The organism is Kutzneria viridogrisea DSM 43870 (genome assembly GCF_000525635.1).
Classification (GTDB): Bacteria; Actinomycetota; Actinomycetes; order Mycobacteriales; family Pseudonocardiaceae; genus Kutzneria; species Kutzneria viridogrisea.
Map to the genome: position 1 here is coordinate 2,412,444 of NZ_CP007155.1, position 15,161 is coordinate 2,427,604.

Annotated in this window: 17 protein-coding genes; 6 read left to right on the forward strand and 11 right to left on the reverse strand. The window is 70.8% G+C overall.

Annotated elements, in window-relative coordinates; all coding sequences use genetic code 11:
* Nucleotides 1-9: 9 nt before the first annotated feature.
* Nucleotides 10-786, forward strand: a complete 777-nt coding sequence (locus tag KALB_RS10960; protein ID WP_025355767.1) for a hypothetical protein — start codon at nt 10-12, stop codon at nt 784-786.
* A gap of 45 nt (nt 787-831) precedes the next feature.
* Here the strand turns inward: KALB_RS10960 and KALB_RS10965 are convergent, their stop codons facing one another.
* The 7 genes from KALB_RS10965 to KALB_RS10995 form a co-directional block, all read right to left on the reverse strand.
* The gene (locus KALB_RS10965; RefSeq protein ID WP_025355768.1) at nt 832-1,206 is read right to left on the reverse strand and encodes a DUF5684 domain-containing protein; all 375 of its coding nucleotides are present in this window, start codon (nt 1,204-1,206) and stop codon (nt 832-834) included.
* A gap of 133 nt (nt 1,207-1,339) precedes the next feature.
* Nucleotides 1,340-1,792 (reverse strand): MaoC family dehydratase, encoded by a 453-nt coding sequence (locus tag KALB_RS10970; RefSeq protein ID WP_025355769.1) that lies wholly within the window; start codon nt 1,790-1,792, stop codon nt 1,340-1,342.
* 11 nt (nt 1,793-1,803) lie between these two features.
* A complete protein-coding gene (locus tag KALB_RS10975; RefSeq protein ID WP_025355770.1) occupies nt 1,804-2,895 on the reverse strand; it encodes an acyl-CoA dehydrogenase family protein in 1,092 nt (363 codons plus the stop codon).
* A 43-nt stretch (nt 2,896-2,938) separates the two neighbouring features.
* A complete protein-coding gene (locus KALB_RS10980) occupies nt 2,939-4,111 on the reverse strand; it encodes an acyl-CoA dehydrogenase family protein (protein ID WP_025355771.1) in 1,173 nt (390 codons plus the stop codon).
* The gene (fabG, locus tag KALB_RS10985) at nt 4,104-4,865 is read right to left on the reverse strand and encodes a 3-oxoacyl-ACP reductase FabG (RefSeq protein ID WP_025355772.1); all 762 of its coding nucleotides are present in this window, start codon (nt 4,863-4,865) and stop codon (nt 4,104-4,106) included. The genes KALB_RS10980 and fabG overlap by 8 nt, the downstream gene beginning before the upstream one ends.
* A gap of 265 nt (nt 4,866-5,130) precedes the next feature.
* Nucleotides 5,131-7,011: an FAD/NAD(P)-binding protein gene (locus KALB_RS10990; protein WP_025355773.1), complete on the reverse strand. Its 1,881-nt coding sequence runs from the start codon at nt 7,009-7,011 to the stop codon at nt 5,131-5,133.
* Complete coding sequence (locus KALB_RS10995; protein WP_025355774.1) at nt 7,008-7,817, reverse strand: amino acid ABC transporter permease; 810 nt, start codon at nt 7,815-7,817, stop codon at nt 7,008-7,010. The genes KALB_RS10990 and KALB_RS10995 overlap by 4 nt, the downstream gene beginning before the upstream one ends.
* A gap of 340 nt (nt 7,818-8,157) precedes the next feature.
* Here KALB_RS10995 and KALB_RS11000 point away from each other — a divergent pair, with 340 nt between their 5' ends.
* From KALB_RS11000 to KALB_RS11010, 3 genes are read left to right on the forward strand one after another with little or no spacing between them, the layout of a single operon-like run.
* Nucleotides 8,158-9,264 carry an LLM class flavin-dependent oxidoreductase gene (locus tag KALB_RS11000; protein WP_030108216.1) on the forward strand — a complete coding sequence of 369 codons (1,107 nt, stop codon included), beginning with the start codon at nt 8,158-8,160 and terminating at the stop codon, nt 9,262-9,264.
* On the forward strand, nt 9,261-9,734 hold the full coding sequence (locus KALB_RS11005) for a GNAT family N-acetyltransferase (RefSeq protein WP_035967800.1): 474 nt from the start codon (nt 9,261-9,263) through the stop codon (nt 9,732-9,734). Before KALB_RS11000 ends, KALB_RS11005 begins: the two co-directional genes overlap by 4 nt.
* Complete coding sequence (locus KALB_RS11010) at nt 9,731-10,633, forward strand: ABC transporter substrate-binding protein (protein ID WP_025355776.1); 903 nt, start codon at nt 9,731-9,733, stop codon at nt 10,631-10,633. Before KALB_RS11005 ends, KALB_RS11010 begins: the two co-directional genes overlap by 4 nt.
* Here KALB_RS11010 and KALB_RS11015 read toward each other — a convergent pair.
* Entirely contained in the window at nt 10,611-10,961 is a 351-nt protein-coding gene (locus tag KALB_RS11015) for a hypothetical protein (protein WP_025355777.1), read from the reverse strand. The two genes, KALB_RS11010 and KALB_RS11015, sit on opposite strands and share 23 nt — an antisense overlap.
* A gap of 11 nt (nt 10,962-10,972) precedes the next feature.
* A complete protein-coding gene (locus KALB_RS11020) occupies nt 10,973-11,785 on the reverse strand; it encodes a slipin family protein (protein WP_025355778.1) in 813 nt (270 codons plus the stop codon).
* A gap of 44 nt (nt 11,786-11,829) precedes the next feature.
* On the opposite strand from KALB_RS11020, the gene KALB_RS47535 reads away from it, so the two are divergent.
* Nucleotides 11,830-11,994 carry a hypothetical protein gene (locus KALB_RS47535; RefSeq protein WP_158510734.1) on the forward strand — a complete coding sequence of 55 codons (165 nt, stop codon included), beginning with the start codon at nt 11,830-11,832 and terminating at the stop codon, nt 11,992-11,994.
* A gap of 66 nt (nt 11,995-12,060) precedes the next feature.
* Here the strand turns inward: KALB_RS47535 and KALB_RS11025 are convergent, their stop codons facing one another.
* Nucleotides 12,061-12,567, reverse strand: a complete 507-nt coding sequence (locus tag KALB_RS11025) for a winged helix-turn-helix transcriptional regulator (RefSeq protein WP_025355779.1) — start codon at nt 12,565-12,567, stop codon at nt 12,061-12,063.
* 82 nt (nt 12,568-12,649) lie between these two features.
* Here KALB_RS11025 and KALB_RS11030 point away from each other — a divergent pair, with 82 nt between their 5' ends.
* A complete protein-coding gene (locus KALB_RS11030; RefSeq protein ID WP_025355780.1) occupies nt 12,650-13,423 on the forward strand; it encodes a crotonase/enoyl-CoA hydratase family protein in 774 nt (257 codons plus the stop codon).
* A gap of 49 nt (nt 13,424-13,472) precedes the next feature.
* Here the strand turns inward: KALB_RS11030 and KALB_RS48475 are convergent, their stop codons facing one another.
* Complete coding sequence (locus KALB_RS48475) at nt 13,473-14,969, reverse strand: DUF6801 domain-containing protein (RefSeq protein WP_182838162.1); 1,497 nt, start codon at nt 14,967-14,969, stop codon at nt 13,473-13,475.
* Nucleotides 14,970-15,161: the final 192 nt, after the last annotated feature.

The window sequence follows — 15,161 nt, forward strand, 5'->3', positions numbered from 1 at the left end:
GGAGCAGTCATGACCACCATACGAGTTCTGGCCGCCTCCGCGAGCCTCGGCCTGCTGCTGCTGGCCGGTGCGGGCACCGCCGTGGCCGCACCGGCACCGGTCGACCTGGCCGCTGCCCGTGCCGCCGCGGGGCAGAGTTCGGTCGTCACCGATCTCGGCAAGTTCTTCGTGCACCTGGACCAGCACAACGCCGGGACCGCCAACCGGCTCAGTCCGCAGGCGGAATCCGCTGCGGCGCAAGCGAAGTCGCCCAAGCTCGTCGGTGACGCGCTGGCGGTCCACACGCTGAACCCGGCCTTCGTCTCCGGTGCCCAGCCCACCGCGGTCACCGAGTTCGCCCGCGCCGCCGTGCGCGCCGACTCGGCCACCGGGCAGCACGCCTCGGTGTGGCTGGTGCCGCGGGGCAGTGGGTGGGAGGTGCAGAACGTGTCGTCCAGTGTGGACGATCTGACCTACACCGCGCAGGCCGGTGCGGACACGGTGTTCACCGAGCCGCAGATCAACGCCTGGTACCGGATCAGCGGTGACCGGGTGAGCCCGCTCAACGACACGGCCCGCGGTTCGGTCGGGGCGGCGGGCACAACCGTTGCGGCGTACCAGAAGTTGGTGCACGACCGGTACGCGGACAAGATGGCCGGTTCGGACTACCAGAAGCGCGGGCTCGTCGGGGGCTACCAGCCGACCGTCGAGCAGGGCGTGCCGCTGGGCGTGGTCCTGCCGGCGGGGGCCGCTGCCCTGCTCGGTGTGGGCTTCGGCCTGCGCGCCCTGCGGCGCAGGACCGCATGAGACCGCCGGGCGGCTCCCGGCGAGGGGGAGCCGCCCGGCACCTCGTCAGCCGATGTAGGGGCCCTGCGCCGCGGCCGGACCCCGGTACTGCGCGCTGCCCCAGGCCAGGATCGGGAAGCCGATGAAGCCGAACAGCCACAGGCCGAAGAAGCCGAAGGCCCCGCCCTTGCCGAAGGACTTCGCCACGTCCAGCATCAGGATGATCGAAATCACGATGTTGACCAGCGGGATGAAGAACAGGATCAGCCACCAGCCGGGACGTCCGGCGATCTTGATCAGCGTGTAGGTGTTGTAGAACGGGATGATCGCCGCCCAGCCGGGCTTGCCTGCCTTGGTGAAGACCGACCAGAAGACGACGATGTAGAACACCGCCACGAGGAGACCGCCGGACAACACCAGGGGAGAGCCGTAGTTGCTCACTGCGTCCTACTTTCCGAGGCCGCGGCGGGAGCGGGCACCCAGCGCCCGGCAACGGAACCCGCGCGCGGCGTCGGAACTGTGGCATCAGGACGGTCCGGGCGGTACTGGCTTTGCCGAACCGTTACCGGGTGTTTCACACGACGAGTCGAACCAGGCACTCCGCGACGCAGGCGGGCTTGTCCTGGCCCTCGATCTCCAGGGTCACCACGATCGTGGCCTGCAGACCACCGGGCGCGTCGGCCACCTCCCTGAGCACCCCGTGCCCGCGCACCCGCGAGCCCACCAGCACCGGGCTGGGGAAACGCACCTTGTTCAGGCCGTAGTTGACGCCCATCTTCAGCCCCTCGACCTTCCAGAGCTGGCTGGACATCTTGGGCATCATGCTCAGCGTCAGGTAGCCGTGCGCGATCGGGCCGCCGAACGGGCCCTCCTTGGCACGTTCCAGGTCGACGTGGATCCACTGGTGGTCCTCAGTGGCGTCGGCGAACAGGTTGACCTGCTCCTGGGTGAAGGTGTGCCAGTCGGTGGTGCCCAGGTCCTGCCCGACGGCGGCCTTCACCTCGTCCAGGTCAGCGAAAACGCGCATGTGAGTCCTCCTCAGGCGGGCAGGTCGATCAGGGTGGCCAGCGCCGCGCGGTGCCGCTCCGGGCTGCCCAGCGCGAGCTGCGAGCTCTTGGCGCGGCCCAGGTACAGGTGCACCGGGTGCTCCCAGGTCATGCCGATGCCGCCGTGCAGCTGCAACGCCTCCTCGGCGGCCAGCACGGCCACGTCCGAGCAGTACGCGGCGGCCACGGCCACCGACACGCCCACGTCCTCGCCGGTGGCCAGCGCGCTCGCCGCGGCGCGGGAGGTCGCCAGCGCCGAGGAGGTGGCCGCCCACAGGTCGGCGAGCCGGTGCTTGATGGCCTGGAACGAGCCGATCTGCCGACCGAACTGGTACCGGGTCTTGGCGTAGTCCACCGTGCTGTCCAGGCACCACTGGGCGAGCCCGAGCTGCTCGGCGGCGAGCAGCCCGGCGCCGGTGGTCAGCGCCGAGCGCAGTGCCTGCTCGGCCGCGTCGCCGGTGGCCAGCAGCCGCCCGGACACGCCGTCCAGCTCCAGGTGGCTGATCCGCCGCGTCAGGTCCAGCGGCACGACCGGCGTGACCCTCGCCGAGGAAACCTCGATCACGTGCAGTTCCGGACCGGCCGCCCCGACGGCCGGGACGACCACGAACTCGGCCACGTCCAGGTCCACGACGCTGCCGATGCGCCCGGTGAGCCGCCCGTTGTGCACGTGCACGCTCGCCGGGAACACGGCGTTGGGCGCGGTGGTGTAGGTGACCCCCAGCGTGGCGGTCCTGTTGCCAGCGGCCAGTTCCGGCAGCAGCTCCGCGTCACCGGCGGCGAGCAGGGCACTGGTCGCCAGCACCGCGCTGCCCAGGAACGGCACCGGCGCGACCGCGCGGCCCAGTTCCTCCAGCACGACGGCGACCTCGCGGGCCGAGGCGCCCGCCCCGCCCAGCTCCTCGGGCACCAGCAGACCCGCGAGCCCGAGCTCGGTGGCCAGGGTGCGCCACAGGGCCAGGTCGTAGGGCTGGTCGGTTTCGGTGCGGGCCAGCACGGCCGTCCACGGGCTGCGGTCGGACAGCAGGTCGCGGACGCTGGCGCGCAGGTCGTTCTCGACCTCGCTGTACAGAAGCTCACTCATCCCCGCACCTCGCTGACGCTTGATGATTCGTTCGCAAGCTCACTCATCGAGGCAGGTCCTTCCACGCCACGTCCGCGTCGGAGCGAGGTTCACGGGGCAGGCCGAGCACGCGCTCGGCGATGATGTTGCGCAGGATCTCCGAGGTGCCGCCCTCGATGGAGTTGCCCTTGGTGCGCAGGTACCGGAACCCGGGGTCGCGGCTGGCCCAGTCGGTCTCCAGCGGGCGGCGCATGGTCCAGTCCTCGTAGGCCAGGCCCTGCTCGCCCTGCAACTCCACCTCGAACCCGCTGACCGCCTGGTTGATCGTGGCGAAGGCCAGCTTGGCCGCCGAGCCCTCCGGCCCCGGCTGCCCCACGGCCAGTCCCTGGCGCAGCCGCTCCGAGGTCAGCCGCAGCGCCTCGGCCTGCACCCACAGTCGCAGCAGCCGGTCGTGCAGCCCGGGGGTGCGCAGTTCGGGGTGCTCGCGCCAGGTCCGCGCCGCCACACCGATCAGCCCGCCCTCACGCGGCGCGGCGTGCGCCCCGATGGCCACCCGCTCGTTCATCAGCGTGGTCTGCGCGACCTTCCAGCCCTCGCCGACCGCGCCGAGCCGGTGCGCGTCGGGCACCCGCACCGCGTTGAGGAACACCTCGTTGAACTCGGCCTCACCGGTGATCTGGCGCAGCGGGCGCACCTGCACACCCGCATCGTTCATGTCGCAGATGAAGTAGCTCAGGCCCTGGTGCTTGGGCACCGTCGGGTCGGTGCGGGCGACCAGGATGGCCCAGCGCGCGGCGTGCGCGAAGGAGGTCCACACCTTCTGCCCGTCCACGACCCAGTCGTCCCCGTCGCGCACCGCGCGGGTGGCCAGCGTGGCCAGGTCCGAGCCCGCGCCCGGCTCGCTGAACAGCTGGCACCAGACCTCCTCGCCGGTGAACAGCGGGCGCAGGAAGCGCTCGTGCTGTTCGGGCGTGCCGAAGGTCAGGATGGTGGGCGCCGCCATGCCGTAGCCGATGACCTTCGCCGCGGGCACCGCCTCGGGGGCGCCGGCCGCGGCGAACGCCTCGTCCACCGCGAACTGCGCGGCCCGCGGGGCACCGAGACCGCCCGCGCCGACCGGGAAGTGCACCCAGGCCAGGCCCGCGTCGAAGCGCGCGCGCAGGAACTCGATCGGGTCGGCCCCGGCGGGCGGGTGCTCGGCGAGGAACGCCTCGACCTTGGCCGCCAGATCAGTCACGGGGGCCGCCCGCGACGTAGATGACCTGGCCGGACACGAAGCCCGCGCCCTCGCTGACCAGGAAGGAGGCGGTGTGCGCGATGTCCTCGGGCTCGCCGACCCGGTTGACCGGGATCTGCTGCGCCGCCATCTTCTTGAAGTCCTCGAAGGTGGCGCCCACGCGCTCGGCGGTGGCCGCGGTCATCTCGGTGGCGATGAAGCCGGGGGCGATCGCGTTGACCGTGACCCCGAACTTGCCCAGCTCGATGGCCAGGGTCTTGGTGAAGCCCTGCAGGCCCGCCTTGGCCGCCGAATAGTTGGCCTGCCCGCGGTTGCCCAGCGCCGAGGTGCTGGACAGGTTCACGATGCGGCCCCACTTGGCCTCGGTCATGTACTTCTGCGCGGCCCTGCTCATCAGGAAGGACCCGCGCAGGTGCACGCCCATCACGGTGTCCCAGTCCTGCTCGGTCATCTTGAACAGCAGGTTGTCCTTGGTGACACCGGCGTTGTTGATCAGGACGGTCGGCCCGCCCAGTTCGGTGGCCACGCGCTCCACCGCGGCCTGCACGGCCTCGGCATCGCTGACGTCGGCGCCGACGCCGATCGCGCGGCCACCGGCCTGCTCGATCGCCTCGACGGTGGCCTTGGTCGCCGACTCGTCCAGGTCCAGCACGGCGACGGCCAGGCCGTCGGCGGCCAGTCGCTTGGCGGTGGCGGCACCGATGCCTCGGGCTGCCCCGGTGACGATCGCGACGCGCTGACTGGTCTCGGACACGAGGGCTCCTCCTTGAGCAAACCTAACGCCGTTAGCCACCGAGCATACCGACCGGGCGGTATGCTCACTAGTGGCCCCGCTCACAGTGTCCCAGGAGTGACCGACACACGGGGTCCCAGCGCGTGTCGGCGCTTCGCGCACCGCGTGTCCGCGCTTCGCGGACGATTTCCCAACTGGCGAGACCGCGTGCCGCAACGTCCGACACGCGATACCGGAAGCGCCGACACGCGAGGGCTGGCCCGGTGGGCCGGTACGCCGGTCAGGTTCAGGCTACGCGGACCCGCGGTGCGCCCGCCCGGTGTGCGAGCTCGCGCAACACCTCCCGTGCCGCCGCGTCGTTCTGGCGGAACGCCGGCGCGTTGACCATCGGCCGGGCGAAGGCCGCCACCGCACGACTGTTGGTGTGCGCGCCCAGCGCGAACCGGTTCGGGTGCGGCTTGCCCTGTGCGTCGAGCACCCGGCCGTCCGCGGCGCGGATCCGCAGCAGGCCCGTGTTGTGGCTGAACCGGTCCGCGGTCAGCAGCTCCTCGACCCCGCCCAGGGTGCGCAGCAACTCGTCACGGCTGTGGCGCACGCTCGGCCGGGGCAGGCGGGCCTCCACCAGTGCCGTGGCCGTGACGACCTCCGGCGTGGAGGAGCTGCCCGCGCGGAACCGCCCGCCGTGCTGGTCGGCCTCCACCCACATGTCGGCGCCGAGGAACCGCACGACGCCCGCGTCCGACAGTGCGAGCAACTGGCGGAGCCGGTCGTCGGGCGGGCCGCTGGCCATGAAGCTGAAGAACCCCGACCACCACCCGTCCACCTCGTGCACCTGGTCGCGGGCGGCCAACCGCCCGGCGGCCAGCAACGCCGCCAACTGCCCGTACGCCGAGAGCAGGGCGTAGAAGGCGCCGAGGTCAGCGCTGAACGACTGGTCGGTGCGGCGTGCCACGTCCGCGGCGACGTAGGAGTGCACGTGGCGCTGCAACTGCTCGCTGGTGTCGAACCGCAGTCCCCGCAACGGCTTGTCCAGTGCCTCGAAGTCCAGTCTGTCCACAGTGGACGGCACGCTCGTCTCGACCAGCTCGCGCATCGGCGCACCGCCCCAGTCCAGTGCCGCGTAGCGCCGGTCGAACTCGGCCCAGTCCAGGGCGACTCGTTCGCGGTGGCCGTTGAACAGCTCGTGGTAGTAGCCCCAGGCGATCTCCTTGGCCATCAGCGGCCACACGTCGCGGCGGAACTCCAGCGGGCCGTCCGGCATGGCGTCCGCGCTGAAGAACCTCGGCAGCGGCGGGCGGTCCGCGCGCAGCCGGTAGGTGGTCTTGGCGTGGTAGGGCACACCGCGCCGCGAGCCCACGTGCAGCCGCGGCTCCCGCCCGGACGGCTCGTACCGCAGCGATCCGTCCGGCTGCTCGTGGAACCGCCCGCCACGGCCCTCGGTCAGCAGGGCCATGGCGTCGACGAAGGCGAGCCCGAACCCGCGCAGCAGCACGTCCTCGCCCGCGCGCAGCACGGACAGGTTGGAGTCGGCGGTGTACTCCGGCGGCAGGTAGCGCAACCCGTTGACCCGCGCGAACATGCGCAGGTCGCGCTGCTCCTCGCCCGGGTCGGCGTCGAGGTGGCCCAGGGTCAGCACCAGCACGTCGGCCAGCAGCGGCTCGCGCCGGTCGGCCAGCCAGACCTGTTGGCGCCCATCGGGTGCGTCGGTGACCGAGGTAGCCGTGGTGGCGTGCACGGTGACCGAGACGCGCTCGGGCAGGTCGCGCAGCACCTGGGCGAAGACCCACTCCAGGTACCGGCTCTGCAGGCGCCTGCTGGGAAAGCTCGCCGGGGTCATGGCACGCAACTCGGCGGTCAGCTCAGGGTCGCCCAGCCCCTCCTCGCGCACCGAGTCGGCCCACTGCGCCAGCGACGGGCCGGTGCGGACCGGTCCCTCGCAGGTCACGCTCTCGTCCAGCCACATCGTGACGTCCTCGGCCATGGAGTTCATCCGCAGCAACGGGGACTGCTCGTAGCGCCACACCCGGCCCGCTCCCGGCGGGAACGGGTCCACCAGGTGCACCGCCAGCTCCTGCTCCCCGTACAGCTCCGGCAGGTTCGCGGCGATCCGTTCCAGCACACCGGTTCCGCGCGGCCCCGCGCCGACGATCACCAGCGTGGCGCTCACCGCGCGCCCCGTCCGTAGTGCCGCTCCACGTAGTGCTGGCCCACCGACAACAGGCTCGTCACCAGCACGTACCACAGGGTGGCCACCAGCAGCAGCGGGATGATCTGGTAGTTGCGGTTGTAGATGATCTGCACCGAGTACAGCAGGTCCTGCACCGCGATCACGCTGACGATCGAGGTGCCCTTCAGCGTGCCGATCAGCAGGTTGCCCGCGGCGGGCACGATCGAGCGCATCGCCTGCGGCAGCACGATCCTGCGCAGGATCCGCAGGCGGCCCATGCCCAGTGCCAGCGCCGCCTCGGTCTGGCCGGGGTCCACCGACAGGATGCCCCCGCGCACGATCTCCGCCGCGTAGGCCGCCTCGTGCAGGGTCAGCCCGAGCACCGCCGCGGCCGTGCCGCTGATCAGGTTGGTGGCGTCGAAGCTGAACCAGTCGCCGAGCCCGATCCTCGGGTACACGGCGCCGATGTTGAACCAGAACAGCAGTTGCACCAGCATCGGGGTGGACCGGAACAGCCAGACGTAGCCCCAGGCGAGCCCGCTGAGCACCGGGTTGCCCGACAGCCGCATGACCGCCAGCACCGTGCCCAGCACAAAACCGGCCACCAGGGTCACGGCGGTCAGCCACAGGGTGAGCACCAGGCCCGCCAGCACGGCCGGGCTGGTGAAGTAGTCCAGCACCACCGGCCAGCCGAAGGCCGCGTTGCCCGCGACCGAGTAGAGCAGCCCGCCGAAGGCCAGCAGGGCGAGGGCAGCGGCGGCCCACCGGCCCCAGCGGCGCACGGGCACGATCGGCAGTGTTGTCATGTCACGGGTTTCCTGTTCGAGGGCAAGCGGAGGCGGCAGGACACCGCCACGCCCCTCAACGTGACGGGTGCGAGTCTAGGCCGGAAACTTGTACGAGCGCAGTCGTATCTCACACGCTGGGAACGTTGACGCGCGCGCCCCGGATGCGCTCCACTGGAAGGCATGGAAACCGGGTTGCGGCTGGTCACCCGCGGCCACATCGACTTCGGTCTGGTGTGGTCGGCTTCCTGTTGCTAGCGCGCGCCTTCTGATTCCAGCGCGACGCGCCTCCCCTCGACGTCCATCGCCGGACGTGGGCCGCCTGCGCCGTTTCCCACCACATCCGTAGAAGGGCCTTGTCATGCCTGTGGAGTTCCTCGGTATCGGCGGTACCAACGACGGCTCGGAGACCTCGCCGCGCACCGGTCTGTCCTTCGACAAGGACTACACCCTGCGGCTGGCCCGCGCGCACGAGGAGCACGGCTGGGACCGCGTGCTGTTCGCCTACGGCTCCGGCTCGCCCGACCCGGCGCAGGCCGCCGCGTACGTGGCAACCAAGCTGGACAAGCTGCAGATCCTGTTGGCGCACCGGCCCAACGTGTCCTACCCGACCTTCGCCGCGAAGACCTTCGCCACGCTGGACCAGATCAGCGAGGGCAGGCTCACGGTGCACTTCATCACCGGGGGCACCGATCACGAGCAGCAGCGCGAGGGTGACTACCTCACCAAGGACGAGCGCTACTCGCGCACCCAGGAGTACATCCAGATCGTGAAGAAAGCCTGGACCTCCAGGGAACCGTTCGACCACGAGGGCAAGCACTACAGGTTCGCCGACTTCGTCAGCGACACGTTCCCGGCCCAGCAGCCGCGCCCCGGCGTGTCCTTCGGCGGGTCCTCGCCCGCGGCCTACCAGGCGGGCGGGGCCGAGGCCGACATCTTCTGCCTGTGGGGCGAGCCGCTGGCGCAGACCGCGGAGCAGATCGAGTCGGTGAAGGCGGCGGCCCGTGCGGCGGGGCGCACCGACGTGCCGCGCATCCAGGTGGCGTTCCGGCCGATCATCGCGGCCACCGAGGAACTGGCCTGGGAGAAGGCGTACCGCACGGTGGACGCGATCAAGGCGCGCACCGCCGGCGGCAAGTCGCTGACCCGCAGGCATTCGCTGACCGCGCCGGAGAACACCGGCTCGCAGCGGCTGTTGGCGCTGGCGGAGAAGGGCGAGCGGTTCGACCGTGCACTGTGGACACCCACGGCGGCGGCCACCGGCGGGGCGGGCAACTCCAACGCCCTGGTCGGCACGCCGGAGACGGTGGCGCAGGCCCTGCTGGACTACTACGACCTCGGCGTGGACATCCTGTCCGCGCGCGGCTACGACATGGTCAACGACACCATCGACTTCGGCCGCCACGTGATCCCGATCGTGCGCGAGGAGGTCGCCAAGCGCGACGCGGCCAGCCGGAAGTCGGCGTGAGCGAGCTTGTCGTGGGCGCGCACTACACCACGATCGACGACCCGGCCGCCGAGCCGTTGCTGCGCGAGCTGGAGTTCGAGTACAACACCAGGTACGGCCGCAACCAGGAGCTGTCCAGCTTTCCCGCTGAACAGTTCGCGCCACCGCACGGTGCGTTCCTGCTGCTGTTCGAGCAGGGGCAGCCGGTGGCGGGCGGTGCGTTCCGCCGCTACGACGAGCACACCGCGGAGCTGAAGCGGATCTGGACGCACTCGGCGTACCGGCGGCAGGGCTGGGGGCGCCGCGTGGTGGCCGAGCTGGAGCAGGAGGCGGTCCGCCGCGGCTACCGGCGGATCTACCTCACCACCGGCCCGCGCCAGCCGGAGGCGCGCGGCCTGTACCTGGAAACCGGTTACCGGCCGCTGTTCGACCTGCGCGCCGACCCGGAGACGATCGGCCCGCTGCCCTTCGAGAAGGTGCTGCTGCCATGACCAGACTCGTGGCACTGGCCTGCGCGCTGCTCGCGCTCACCGCGTGCGGCACGGCCACCGGATCGGACGCGCCGAAGTCGGCGTTCCCGACCCAGGACGTGGTCTCGCAGGTCGCGCGTGACCCCGCGGTTTCGGCTCTGTTGCCGGAAGATGTCCGCAGGGCGGGCTCGATCCGGTTGGCCACGGCGGCAGGCGGCACCCCGCCCTCGGCCTTCTACGCCGAGGACAACAGGACCCTGCTCGGTCAGGACGTGGACATCGCCGACGCGGTGGCCAGGGTGCTCGGGGTGCGGCTGGACCGGCAGGTGGCCAGTTTCGAGGCGATCCTGCCCGCGCTGGGCAGTGGCAAGTTCGCGGTTGGCACCGGCAATTTCGGGGTAACCACCGAGCGGCTCAAGACGATCGACTTCGTCACCTACGTCGACGACGGCCAGGGCTTCGCCGTGCGCGGGGACAGTCCACTCGGCGCGATCACCGACCTGACCCAGTTGTGCGGCAAGCGGATCGGCACCGGAGCCGGTACCACCTTCGAGGCGACCCTGGAGCGGGAGCGGCACCGCTGCGCCGATTCCGGCCGCGGCCCGTACGAGGTGCAGGTGTTCGCGGAGACCAGTGCGCTGTACCTGTCCTTGCAGCAGGGCAGGGTGGACGTGCTGATGAGCACGATCAACGGCCTGCGCTACGCGGTCTCGCGGCAGCCGAACCTGCGCTTCCTCAACGAGTTCCACCGCTTGGACGTGGGTTTCGCCTTCGCCAAGGGCTCGCCGCTGACCGCCGCGTTCCAGGCGGCGGTGAACAAGCTGATCGCCGACGGCACCTACGACCGGGTCCTCGGCAAGTGGGGGACCCGGTCCTCGGCGCTGGACACCTCGCGGATCAACCCGCCGGAACGGGCCTGACCGCGTCGTGTGCCGGTGATCGGTTCGGCGGGATGCGCACTGGTGCGGCGTCGGCGGCGCACAGCACGCGGTGTCCGGCGACCATGAGCAGCCTGGCTTCGGCGAACTCGCCGAACCGGGCGTGCTCGTGCGCCGCCTCGATCATGGCGACGGCCTCGGTCAGTTCGCCCAGGACACAGGACTCCGCTCGGGACAGGGAGTTCGTCAGGTCGACATAGGCCGGGAGGCGGAGATCGGGCCCGGCGGTGAGCAGATCGGTCAGGGCAGCGTCCACGGCGGTACGCAGATCCGTGACCAGGTCAGCGGAAATGGCTGCGGGTGCGGTCACGGGGGACAATGCTAGTCCCTCCCCTCCTCGTTGCCATCACCCACAGGGTTGAGCCCGGTCACGACGTCCTTCGCGGTGGGTGAGTTCTCCAGGAACCGCAACAGTTCCACCGGGAACGGCAGCACCAGTGTCGAGTTCTTCTCGGCGGCCACCTCCACCACCGTCTCCAGCAGTCGCAGTTGCAGTGCGGCTGGGGTGTCGGCCATCACCCCGGCCGCCTCGGCCAGCTTGTGCGAGGCCTGCAACTCCCCGTCCGCGGAGATCACCCTGGCCCGCCGCTCGCGCTCGGCCTCGGCCTGCCGCGACATCGAGCGCTTCATCGACTCGGGCAGGGCCACGTCCTTGATCTCCACCCGGTCGATGTGCACGCCCCAGCCCAGTGCCGGGCTGTCGATCATCATCTCCAGGCCCTGGTTGAGCCGTTCCCGATTGGACAGCAGGTCGTCCAACTCGCTCTTGCCGATGATCGAGCGCAGCGAGGTCTGCGCCACCTGGGACACGGCGAACACGTGGTCCTGCACGGCGACGACGGCCCTGGCCGGGTCCACCACGTTGAAGTAGACCACCGCGTCCACCCGGACCGTCACGTTGTCCCGGGTGATGCCGTCCTGGGCGGGCACCGGCAGGGTGACGATCTGCATGTTCACCTTCCGCATGCGGTCAACGCCCGGGATCAGCCCGGTCAGCCCCGGCCCGCGCGCCGCGGGCAGCAGCCGTCCGAACCGGAACACCACCCCGCGCTCGTACTGCTTGACCACCCGCGCGCTCGCGGCGAAACCCGCGACGCCCAGCGCGACGAGCCCGGACAGGATCTCCCACAGCAGCAGCACGGTGGCCTCCCAGCGGAGAGACCACCACGGTACGCCGGGTGATCGGTTCAGAGATCGCCCGTTCCGGGCCGGGGAACCCGCGGTCCCCGCAGATGTGGAGCGAGGGCGGGGTCGGCACGTCCGCGCCCGGCTCCGCCTCGATCCGGCCCGGTTGCTCGCGCAGCACCTGGATCGGCTGGGCGCTCAGCCCACCACCCCGCTGACCAGGTCCGGCCGCCGACTTGTCATGAAAGTGCCGTTCCTGGCGTTGACCGTCCCAAAGGGCACCTTCATGACCTCGTGTCGCCCCCGAACCGGGCCTGCACCTCGGCGCGGGAGCGGAGTCGTTGCGGGAAGCCAGGTCCCAGCTCGGAGCGGACCGTCTCGGCGGTGTACTGCCCGCCGCAGTGCGTGCAGACCACCTCGGGGTGCCCGGTGTGCCCGCACTCGTGCCGCAGCACCACGGGCGGTCCCGCCTCCTCGGCCAGCCACCTGTCGCCCCAGCGCACCATCGCCGCCAGCACGGGGAAGAAGTCGCGGCCCTTGTCGGTGAGCAGGTACTCGTGGCGCACCGGCCGGTCCTGGTAGGGCACCCGTTCGAGCAGGCCCTCCTCGACCAGGCGGTTCAGCCGGGTGGTCAGGGTGTTGCGCGCGACGCCCAGGGACTGCTGGAAGTCGTCGAACCGGCGCACCCCGTAGAACGCCTCCCGCAGCACCAGCGGGGTCCACCAGTCGCCGAGCAGGTCCATGGTCCGCGCGATCGAGCAAGGCCAGCCTGCGAAGGAGGTTCGCTTCACCCGGCCCATCCTAGTGGGTTGCGCGGTGAGACCGACTCGGGTTAGGTGCTGAGTTTAATAGTGCAACTCACTGGAGGCGGGCATGGCGATCACCGTGGAGCGCAGCGGGCACCTGCTGCTGATGGGTCTGGACCGGGCGGACAAGCGCAACTCGTTCACCACGACGATGATCGGCGAGCTGGCCGCCGCCTACGGGGAGCTGGAGCGTGACCCGCAACTGCGCGCCGGGGTGCTCTTCGCGCACGGGGACCACTTCACCGCCGGGCTCGACCTCGCCGAGGTGGCCCCCAAGCTGGGCGAAGGCGGATTGTCGTACCCCAGTGGTTCACTCGATCCATGGGGACTTCAGGGGCCGGACCGGACCAAGCCGGTGGTGGCCGCGGCACAGGGCTGGTGCCTCACGCTGGGCATCGAGCTGCTGCTCGCGGCCGACATCCGGGTGGCCGCGGCGGACACGCGGTTCGCGCAGATCGAGATCCAGCGGGGGATCTACCCCTTCGGCGGGGCGACCATCCGGTTCCCGCGCACGGCGGGCTGGGGCAACGCCATGCGCTGGTTGCTGACCGGGGACGAGTTCGACGCGGCCGAGGCGCACCGGATCGGCCTGGTACAGGAGGTGGTGCCGCTGGGTGAGCAGGTGGAGCGGGCGGTGGAGCTGGCCGGGCGCATCGCCGAGCAGGCCCCGCTGGGCGTGCGGGCCACGGTGGTCTCGGCGCGGCGGGCCGTGCTGGAGGGGGAGCGGGCCGCGGCCGACAAGCTGGTCGAGGAGTTGCTGCCGCTGTTCGGTACCGAGGACGGTCAGGAGGGTGTGCGGTCCTTCCTGGAGCGCCGCAAGGCGGTGTTCCAGGGCCGGTGACGCACACCTGCCCCCGGCCTGGTGCGGACGGGGGCAGGTGGCGGGCGGGCTACTTCTTGGCCGACAGCGTGACGTCGATCGTGTTGCCGCCACCGGTGGTGAAGGCGCTGATGAACCCGGTGAACAGGCCGCAGCCGGTCAGCGGGGCGATGCCGTAGGTGCCGCTGAGCTTGCCGCCCCTGAGCGGGTCGAAGCCCGAGTCGGAGCTCAGGTCGATGTCCGAGGGCGAGGAGGTGCGGCAGTTCGGTGAGCTGCTGATCGGGATGCCGAACAGGGTGACCCTGGGCAGCTTGATGGTCAGCTTCGAGTGCGAGATGAGCTTGCCACCGCTGAGGCTGCCGGTGGTCCTGCCCGCCGAGGAGAAGGCGATGTCGGTGCTCACCGGCAGGAAGCCGAACAGGCTGAACCGGGCGTGCGTGGGGTTCAGTGACAGGTCGGCGCTGAACTTGCCGGTGGCCAGTTCCAGGCTGGCGTCGATGCCGCCGCTCAGCGGCACGGTGCCGTTCAGGTTCCTGATCACCGAGGAGCCCTTGAGGCCGTAGCCGTAGTTGATCGTGCCGCCACCCGGGGTGGTGGTCGTGGTGGTGACCGGCGGCGTGGTCGTCGTGGTCGTCACCGGGGGCGTGGTGGTGGTCGTGGTGACCGGCGGGGTGGTCGTGGTGGTGGTCACCGGCGGGGTTGTGGTGGTGACCGGGGGAGTTGTCGTCGTCGTGGTGACCGGCGGCGTGGTGGTGGTCGTGACCGGGGGCGTCGTCGTCGTGGTCGTGACGGGCGGCGTCGTGGTCGTGGTGGTCACCGGGGGTGTGGTGGTCGTGGTGGTGGTGACCGGGGGTGTCGTGGTGGTCGTCGTCACCGGCGGCGTGGTCGTCGTCGTGGTGACCGGGGGTGTGGTGGTGGTTGTGGTGACCGGCGGGGTCGTGGTGGTCGTGGTGGTGACCGGGGGCGTGGTGGTCGTCGTCGTGGTCGGCGGCGCGTCCGTGATGGTGATCGTGGTGAGCGTGTTGTTCTGGCCCGGGTCCTGCTTGCAGGCCGAGTCGAACTTGCCCAGGCCGGTGTCGGTGCCGTCGGCCTTCTTCGGCTCCAGGTGCAGCAGCAGATCGCCCACGGTGATCACGGCCTGGCCCGCCTTGCTGAAGGTCAGCGAGGGGGTCTGGCCGGAGGCCACGATGGTGAACTCACCGGAGGCGGGCACCGCGGTCTGCGGGATGGTGGTCGGCACGCTGACCGGCAGGGTCGCCTCCGGGGCGGCCACCGTGGAGCTGGCGTCCGCGGTGCCCTCGATGGTCGTCGCCCCGACCAGGGTCAGGCCCTGGGTGGCGGTCGCGGGCACCGTGGAGATCGCCTTGATGGTGAAGGCGGGCGCCGGGGTGCCGACCGCGATGGTGTCGGGGATGTCGGTGTTGATCTCGACCTTGATCGGCTGCACACCGATCAGGGGGAACGTGCAGCTGTAGGTGAGGTTGAGCTTGATCGGCACTGCGGAGCTGGTCCCCGAACCGATCACCAGGCCCGCCACGACCAGCGTGGCGGTGCTGGCTGCGGCCACGCCCGCGACCAGTCTCCTCGATAGTCTTCGATGAGTCACAACCGTCCTTCTTCCCGTGTATCAGCGGTGATACAGGGCGCACGAAAGGCGCCGTCCACGCGGTGAAGCGCCTCAAAGTAACCAGCGGAAACGTGCTCGGCAAGCTTTCTTGAATGGGTGAGCAAACGTATGACGAAAATTGTCATCGGGGTA